7 protein-coding genes and 1 pseudogene are annotated in these 8,667 nt (G+C 62.8%); 6 read left to right on the top strand and 2 right to left on the bottom strand.

What is annotated here, in order from left to right; all coding sequences use genetic code 11:
• Positions 1-140: pseudogene (locus tag VHD36_23445) on the top strand (IS4 family transposase).
• 943 nt (positions 141-1,083) lie between these two features.
• The gene (locus VHD36_23440) at positions 1,084-2,151 is read left to right on the top strand and encodes an endonuclease/exonuclease/phosphatase family protein (GenBank protein HVU90305.1); all 1,068 of its coding nucleotides are present in this window, start codon (positions 1,084-1,086) and stop codon (positions 2,149-2,151) included.
• 14 nt (positions 2,152-2,165) lie between these two features.
• Here the strand turns inward: VHD36_23440 and VHD36_23435 are convergent, their stop codons facing one another.
• Both VHD36_23435 and VHD36_23430 read right to left on the bottom strand, forming a co-directional pair.
• Positions 2,166-2,942 carry a VTT domain-containing protein gene (locus tag VHD36_23435; protein ID HVU90304.1) on the bottom strand — a complete coding sequence of 259 codons (777 nt, stop codon included), beginning with the start codon at positions 2,940-2,942 and terminating at the stop codon, positions 2,166-2,168.
• A gap of 2 nt (positions 2,943-2,944) precedes the next feature.
• Positions 2,945-3,763 carry a Sir2 family NAD-dependent protein deacetylase gene (locus VHD36_23430; GenBank protein HVU90303.1) on the bottom strand — a complete coding sequence of 273 codons (819 nt, stop codon included), beginning with the start codon at positions 3,761-3,763 and terminating at the stop codon, positions 2,945-2,947.
• A 233-nt stretch (positions 3,764-3,996) separates the two neighbouring features.
• On the opposite strand from VHD36_23430, the gene VHD36_23425 reads away from it, so the two are divergent.
• The 4 genes from VHD36_23425 to VHD36_23410 form a co-directional block, all read left to right on the top strand.
• On the top strand, positions 3,997-5,553 hold the full coding sequence (locus VHD36_23425; protein ID HVU90302.1) for a glycerophosphodiester phosphodiesterase family protein: 1,557 nt from the start codon (positions 3,997-3,999) through the stop codon (positions 5,551-5,553).
• Positions 5,554-5,574: 21 nt separating this feature from the next.
• Positions 5,575-6,465, top strand: coding sequence for an NAD(P)-dependent oxidoreductase (locus VHD36_23420; GenBank protein HVU90301.1), 891 nt, complete (start codon positions 5,575-5,577; stop codon positions 6,463-6,465).
• A complete protein-coding gene (locus tag VHD36_23415; protein ID HVU90300.1) occupies positions 6,452-7,642 on the top strand; it encodes a DegT/DnrJ/EryC1/StrS family aminotransferase in 1,191 nt (396 codons plus the stop codon). The genes VHD36_23420 and VHD36_23415 overlap by 14 nt, the downstream gene beginning before the upstream one ends.
• Positions 7,639-8,667 (top strand): galactokinase family protein (locus VHD36_23410; GenBank protein HVU90299.1); only part of this gene is annotated, 1,029 nt, incomplete at its 3' end. The genes VHD36_23415 and VHD36_23410, both read left to right, overlap by 4 nt.

Below are 8,667 nucleotides of genomic sequence, written 5' to 3'. Positions count from 1 at the left end.
CGGTCAACGCGGTGAAGACCCAAGTGTGGATCGCCGTGAGCGTTTACCTGTTGGCCGCCATCCTCAAGAAGCAACTCAACAGCGAACTCAGCCTCGCCGAAATCCTCCAAATCTTGTCTGTCAATACCTTCGAGAAAACCCACTTTTACAGCTACTTTCCACCTCACAACACCAAAACCGTACAGACCCCGACCCTAACCAACGACGCCTATTCGACTTCTAACCGGACAGTACTGATCCCCCGTGTCCGATGAAAAAGAACCGAGCGGCGCCTCAGCCGAAAGAAGCGGCACTGCCGCGCGATACAGCTCGGACAAATCTGCCTGGCGCTCACCGGCGAACCCCTCTTGAGCAAAAGAAGTCGCCCGGGCGAAGCTAACCGCGACGGAAAGTGTTAAGGGCCGCAGTTAAACCACGCGGCCCGTTCGACTTGATCGTCCGCGTCGCGAATCGGTGCAGCCGCTATCCTGCCGGCCTAACTCTTCCAGGGGACACGGAACGGATTCTTTGTCCTGCGTGTCGCCGGTCACTATACTCGCGACGGGTCAGCGGGGCTGCCGGCCACTGTCATTAGCTTCCCACTTATGCCAGCCGGCAGCCCTATTCTCTAAATCACCGAAAGAATGTACGTGGTGGTTCCGCGCTCACAGGTCAAACTTCGTCCCGCCATCACCTGTTTGCGAAGTAGCTTCGGACGTTGACAAGGGGAGCGATGCAACGGTTTCGCTTGCCCGCAGTCAGGCACATTCAGCTTGATTCCGCGTAACTTCGCTTTTAGGCTATTCGGCTGGCGGCGCGAATTGCGGTCCGCCTCGATCGGCGCGACGACGATCGATATCCGCTATTCAGCAGGGGATACGCTACTGAGCGTCCTTCAAGCCGGTTTGTGCGGTCCACCAGGCTCGCCCTGCGCTTGATATCTTTCATGCTCGTCTGCACGCACCACGCTGTGCGGGCTTGCCGCGCTTTTCCCTGAAACCGCACCCGCGTTTCGGACCGTCACTCCGGGGCGCGCGTCGCCGTATCTCTCAGCAGTCGGAACATCGTACCGCTCCTTACGACTCCAACATTGTCGAGCAGCTCATGAATCGAACGACATCGCGTTTCTTGCCATCGACGGCCTGCCTCTTGGTCTTATCGCTCGGCTGCCTGGCAGCTCTCTGGCAATTGCGCTCTGCGCGTGCCGCCACGGTCAATCTGAACGTGATGACGTTCAACATCAGGTTCGATGACGGCGTGGGAATAACTCAACTCTCTGCGAACGGCTGGCACACGATTCCGCCGTTTGTCACCACCGGCGACCGCCGCGACAAGGCCGAAGCCGTGATCGCCGCCGCTGCTCCTGACATCTTTGGCGAACAAGAGGGGCTGCCCAACCAGGTTGCCGATCTCCAGGCCGCGTTCCCGGGTTACACCTACTACGGCCAGGGGCGCAACGGCGGTAACGGCCCCAACAGCGGCGAGACCAACGGCATTTTCTACCTGACCTCGCGGTTCACGGCCGTCGCCTCGGGCGATTTCTGGCTGAGCACCACGCCCACGGTTCCCGGCACGACATTCGTCGGCGGCGGTTCCGACACCGGAAACCCGCGCATGGTCAGTTGGGTCGACCTGTACGACAACCAAAGCCATCAGACGTACTTCGTCGCGGACACCCATTGGTCGCTCGATACGCTGGCCGAACAACAATCTGCGACCTTTATGCGCGCCGAGCTCGCGCAACTGGCGGGCGGATTGCCGATGCTTGTGTTGGGCGACTTCAACACCACACTGGGCAGTACGGCGCTGCAAACGCTCAGCGGCGCGAATTCGAGCGGATACAAACTGACCGACGCCTACCGCCACGTGTTTCCCACCGTGGGACCCAACGAGGCGACCTACCACGACTTCACCGGCAATCAGTCCGGCTCGGCGATCGATCACATCTTTTACGACGCCAATACCTTCACGGCCACGGCAGCGGCGATCGTACACACGTCGTTCAATGGGCTGTACCCATCCGATCATTTTCCGGTGACGGCCACTCTCGCCGTTCAGGTCGTGCCCGAGCCGGCAACGGCGATATTGCTGGTTGCGGGAAGCACCGCGCTCGTGGGGTGCCGCGCGTGGGGTAATCGGTCTCGCCTGCTGCCCGTTGCGCCCGAGATATAGCAGTCCATTAGTCGTCACTTACTTGCCGGGACGGCGGCGCTTGGCGGCCCTTCGGCATCGCCAGCGTGCGTCTGAGCCTCGTGAATCGCCCGGCGTGCCAGACGAATCGTGTAGACGAGCATGGCAACGCACGCGACCAGCCCGGCAATCGACAGCGCCATGTGCAAGGTCGAATGTTCGCTCACCTTGCCCGAGGCCTTGGCGACGTGTTTGGCCACGTAGCCGAAGTACACTTCCACGAAAAGCGCCGGCGCCAGGCCCAGGCACGCCACCATAAAACTGCCGAAGCGAGTTCCCGCGGCGCCTAGCATATAGCTGACCGAGACCGGGTTGACGGGCGTCAGCCGCAGCGGGAATTGAAAGCGCAGGCCCTCGCGATCCACGGCCTGCGCGACGGCCGCGGTTTGCGGATTGCGCTCCAGCCACGCCCGCACCGGTGCTTGCAGGAACAGGCGTGCTAATCCGTAGTCGAGCGCGGCCGTCAAGAGGCTGGCAACCACCATCACGAGTGTGCCGCCGATCACCCCGAAAAGGGCACCGGCGGCGACCGCGAAGACCGTGTCAGGCACGAACAATGAAGTGCCCACGATCACGATTCCCACGAACACGAAGTAACCCCATGCTCCCTGTGCGGCGATCCATTCTTCGAGCGCCGGGATGCGGTGACCGAATGCGCGGCCCAACATCAGGCCGAGCAGCAGCAGAACCGCGGCGAGCGCCATCTTAAGGACGAGGCGTGACCGCGCTGGCTTTTCGGAATACCGTGATTCGGCAGTTGCCGATTCGTGCATGACTATTGATCCAGGCGTTTTCCGAATGCCAAATCGAAAATCCTCGGCACGACATCGGCCGCCGTGCCTTTCAACCATAGGTCGCCCGCCGCGCTGTGGGGATCGACGGCAATAACGCGAGCACCTCGGTTGCGTGCTTCGAACGGCAAGCCTGCGGCGGGCCACACGGCCGCTGAACAGCCGATCTGCAAGACCAGGTCGCACGCTTCCGCCGCTTCGAGCGCCTGCGACCAGGCCGGTTCGGCCAGCGCGTCGCCGAACAGAACCAAATGGGGCTGATAGACACCCCGTGTTCCGAGGCCCACGAGCGGCCGCATCGCCCACAGCACGCGCGGCAGGGCCCAGTGCCCCTGCGCCGCGCGCTCCAGACGCTGAGCGACTTTGCGGAGCTCGACCCGCGAGACGAGGTTGAGGAACTTGCGCTCGCGCGTGACGATTTCGAAAAACGAGCCATGGATTTCGTAGGTGCACGTGCTGCCCGCCTCCTGGTGCAGGCCATCTACGTTCTGGGTCACGACCTTAATGCCAACGTGGCGCTCGGCTGTCGCGATCGCACGATGGGCCGCATTCGGTGCGGCCGCGGCAATCGGCGCGAGCACGGCGTGCAGGAACTCGGCCAGCCGGCGCGGATCGCGCGCCGCCGTATCGAGCAGCCCTTGCCAGGTGGCAAATCGATCAGGCGGAAATTCCTGCCACAGCCCGCTATCGTCGCGAAACGTGGGAATGCCGCTTTCGGCCGAAACGCCGGCGCCGGTGAAGACCATGACTTCCTTCGCGCCGCGAATCCACTCAGCCGCTTGCTGTAGCAGAGCATCGTCCATGGCTACCTCGAGAGCACGCCAACTATGCCGATTGTCGATCGCGGATCAACGAGTGGCGATGCACGGGTTCATGCCGAAATCTTAACGACTCCAGAGATTCAATTTCCATCTAACGCACTGACAGGTTCCCATGCCCCTGGCATGAACGTGCCGGGCGGTTAAACTCGTGGTGCCCGCCGGCGTCTTGCCGCCGTCATTGCTTTTGCACCTCCCGCCTCGCACCGCCCACCCTCATGCGAAACTCCCTTCTGCTCATGGCGATACTGATCGCGCCGTTCGCCACGGTCAGTTATTCCGCCGACCAAGGCCGCCAGCCGTTTACGCCGTCGCAGCCGTCGGCGATCCCAAAGGTCATCGTGCCGGGCGGATATCAAAAGCAGGCGCCGCCGAATTCGGCCCGAGCCATCATGATGGCCATCGAGGATGAGTTGAACGCGGTTGAGCTCGAAGTTCGTCGTACCAAGGACGGCCAGCATGTCATTTTCGACGCCGATCGCGTCGACGGTAAAACATCGGGAAGCGGGGCGCTCAAGGATCTCACCCTCGCCGAGTTGCAATCGCTTGACGCGGGCACCTGGTTCGCGCCGCGGTTTGCCGGCGCCAAGGTCATGACGCTCGCCGAATGTCTCGCCCTGACGCGCGACAAGATCGGTCTGGTGCTCGTCTGTCGCGACGTCGATCCCGAGCAACTCGCGCGCGAATTGCTGGCGGGAACGGACTCCGGTCAGGTGGCGATCATCGCCGATCCAGCGACCGCGCTTCGCGTACACGAGCTGACCGAACGAAAGGTCGTCCTCGTTCGAGAGCCGGGTGCCGCTCTGTCATCGACAAGCCCGCGCGCGAACGACGCTGCCAGCAATACCCCTTCGGTCGTCACGGCGAAAGTCGCCGCCGTGACCAAAGAATACTGCAGCGACCTGCATAACAGGAAGTTCACGCTCGTGGCCGACGTGAGCGGAGCCAACGATAACGCGGACACATGGGATAAAGTCGTTGCCGCCGGCGCCGACGCGGTGCGCACCGACCGGCCGGAGAGCTTTATTGCACATACGATCGCACGGCGCACGCCCCATCGGCACGTGCTCTATGCCGCGCACCGTGGCGCGCTGCGCTACGCACCGGAAAACACCGTTCCCTCGCTCGAAGCGGCCGAGCGGTTGCACGCCGATTTTGTCGAGATCGACGTACACACCACCAGCGACGGTGCCTTTTTTCTCTTGCACGACGGCACGCTCGATCGTACGACCAATGGCCACGGTCGCGTGCGACAGGCATCGGCCGAAACTCTGCGCGGGCTGGACGCCGGCCGCTGGTTCGGTTTGCCGTTCGCCGGCGCGGCCGTGCCGGAGATGGATGGGTACCTCGCTAAGTTCCCGCCGAAAATGGGCCTGTATTTCGATGCCAAAGATATCACGCCCGAGGTCTTGGCCGAGGCCGTCGCGCGGCACGGCCTGGTCGAGCGGACGGTCGTCTACCAGGGGCCGGTGTATCTGGAAAAGCTCAAGGCGATCAATCCGGCCATCCGCACGCTGGCGCCGGTCGCCGCGGCCAGTCATGTCGATACACTGGCGAAGCGTTTGAAGCCCTATGCCGTCGATACGTCGTGGAAGCTGCTATCGGCCGAGTATATTGCACATTGCCACGAGCTGGGCATCAAGGTGTTTTCCGACGCCAAGGGGGACACCACGGTCGCCCAGTATCGGCAGGCGATCGAGTGGGGCATCGACCTGATTCAATCCGATCATCCGCTGCGCCTGTGGCGGGCCATCGACCAGGCGGCGACGAAATAACGGGTCTATCGCCCGAGGATCATGTCAAGTTCTTCCCAACCAAGATTGCTCGTGATCGGCGCCACGGGCTTTGTCGGCGCGCACGTCGCTCAGGGGGGCGGGCAGCACTTCGAAGTCTTTGCCGGCTCCCGGCAGCCGGCCGTCAAGCAAGCGGACGTGTCGATCGATATCACGAGCACCGAGAGCATACGTTCGGCCTTCGATCAGGTTCAGCCTACGGCCGTGATCCTCACCGCGGCGCTCGCGGACATCGATCGTTGCGAGCGCGAGCAAGACCTTGCCGAACGAATTAATCACCAGGGGCCGCGCCATGTGGCCGAGGAATGTCGCCGCCGCGGGGCCCGGCTGGTTTTCACGTCGACCGACGCGGTGTTCGACGGCTCGCTAAAGGTCTACCCGGAAGATGCCGCGCCGACGCCGGTGAATTTCTACGGGCGCACGAAAGCCCGGGCTGAAGCGGCTATCACCGAGATCCTGCCCGCGGCCGCGATCGTACGCGTGTCGCTCGTCTTGGGGCGCGGTGCGCGGCCTGGAACCAACTCGTACGTCGACAAGCTGGCCACCTCGTTCGCGGCCGGGCAGCAGGTCATTACACCGACGTTCGAGTATCGCAACCCGATCGACGTCGGCACATTGGCCGGCCTCCTGGTCGACCTGGCTGGGCGCGAGGCGCAGGGCATTTTCCACGTCGGCGCATCGGATAAAATCGTCCGCTACGAGCTTGCGCGGCGCATTGCCGTGGCGCTGGGCGCTTCGCCGGAGTTGGTCGTTCCGCAAACGGCGCCGGTGCCGGGCCGGGCGCCACGTGGCATCGACGATTTCCTCGTTTGTCGGCGCCTGCCAGCGCTGACGGGCTTCGTCCCTCCCACCTGCCAACAAGTCATCGAAAGAGCGGTCCATGGAACTGCCTAAGGCCGTTCACGAGCTGGAATTCAACCATGGTTCGATCTACGGTCCGGAAGAGGCCGAGGCGTTGCGCCAAGTATTAGCCGCTAGCGCGCCGTCGTGCGGTCCGAAGGTCAAAGAATTCGAAGACGCCTTCGCTGCCTATTGCAATACTCGCCACGCGCTGGCCGTGTGTAACGCCACGGCTGGCCTCGAATTGGCGATGATCGCCGTCGGCGTCGGCCCGGGCGACGAAGTAATCACCACGCCGCTGAGTTGGATTTCGACGGCCAACGCCATCGCCGCGCGGGGCGCCAAGGTCGTCTTCGCCGATATCGACCCGCGGACATTGAATCTCGATCCGGCCGCCGTCGCGGCGAAGATCACGCCGCGCACCAAAGCGATTCTGCCTGTCCACTTGTACGGTCAGTGCTGCGATATGGACGCGCTCGTAGCGCTCGCCCGGCCACGCGGCATCAAGATTGTCGAAGACTGCGCGCACGCTCCGGGTGGCCTGTACAAGGGGCGCAAAGCCGGCTCGCTGGGCGATATCGGCGTCTTCAGCTTTCACCAGCAGAAGAACATGGTCACCCTCGGCGAGGGAGGCATGGTGACGACCAGCGATCCGGTGCTTTTCGAGCGCTTGCTCTCTTACCGGTCGTTGTGCTGCTTGACCTATGATCCGAAGGGAAAGTATCTGCCGATCGACGAGCGCGAGCGGCCGATGGGCAAACGCTACTGGATGCTCGACTTCGCCGACGTCGGCTACAACTTTCGCATGACCGATGCGCAGGCCGCCGTCGGCTTAGTGCAACTCGCGAAACTCGACGGCTTCAATCAAAAGCGGCGCGAGATCGCAGCCCAATACACGGCCGGCCTGTCCGACGTGCGTGGCTTGACGTTGCCTTACGTCGCCCCCGACGTCGAACATACGTTTCATGTTTACTGCGTGCTCGTCGAGAAAGAGTTCCCGCTGTCGAAAGAAGATTTCATGTGGGAGCTCTATACCAAGAAGCGCATCAAGGTCTGGTCTCACTATATGCCTATGCATTTGACCGCGGCCTTTCGCGATCGTGGTCATGGCGAAGGGGAATGCCCCGTGGTCGAGGCACTCTTCCACCAATATGTCAGCTTGCCGATTCATCCGCGTTTGACGGACGCGGCCATTTCGTATTTGCTTGATTCGATTCGCGCGTTGGCATGAGCGATTTTCTGGAAAAAGTCCGGTCCCTGCATCGCGGCGAAGAACTGTTTTCGCTCGCTGCCTCGGTCTATGTCGCCCGCGCGCCGGGGCGGCTCGATCTGATGGGGGGCAACGACGACTACACCGGCGGCATGGTCTTCGAAGCCGCGATTCGCGAAGCCACGTGGGCCGCCGTGCAGGTGCGCCGCGATGAGCGAATCGTGCTCGTGAATCCGCAAATGGCGGCGCTCGGCTGGCAGGCGCGTGCCGAGTTCTCGCTCGCTGATCTGACCGACGAAGCCCACGTCCGGGCCCTGGTCAACCGCGATCCCTCGATCCGCTGGACGGCTTACGTCCTCGGGCTGTTCTATTGGCTGCAGCGCGAGTCGCCCGACCTCGTGCGTCATGGCGCGACGGTGCTGATTGATTCCGAAGTGCCGCTGAACAAAGGCGTCAGCTCTTCGGCCGCCATCGAAGTTGCGGTCATGAAAGCCGCCGCGAGCGCGTACGGTGTGCCGCTCGAAGGTGTCGCGCTGGCCGAAGCCTGCCAATGGGCCGAAAACGTCATTGCCGAAAGCGCCTGTGGCATCATGGATCAGATTGCGGTCGTCTTGGGCGACGAAGGGTGCGTGCTGCCGCTGGTGTGCCAGCCCTGCTTGCCGCAACCGCTGGTGCGCCTGCCCGACCGGCTGGCCTGCTGGGCGATTGATTCGGGCGTGTCGCATGCGGTGACGGGCATCGAGTACGAAGCAGCCCGGGCCGCTGGATTCATGGGCTACAAGTTGATCTGCGACCAAGAAGGGATCGCGGTGCGGCGCGACGACAGCGCACGCATTCCACGATTTACCGACGATCGGTTCGCCGGCTACCTGGCGAACCTGGCGCCGTCGCTATTTCGCGAGCGCTACGAATCGCGCCTGCCTGAACGCATGACGGGGGCCGAGTTTCTGGCCGCGGCCGGCGAGCACGTCGATCCCTTTACGCAATGTCGGCCCGAGGTCAGCTACGCCATTCGCGCCTGCACACGGTACGCGGTCGAGGAAAAT

The sequence above is a fragment of the Pirellulales bacterium genome, assembly GCA_035546535.1.
Lineage (GTDB): Bacteria > Planctomycetota > Planctomycetia > Pirellulales > JACPPG01 > JACPPG01.
This window is presented reverse-complemented; position numbering and strand designations above follow the sequence as displayed.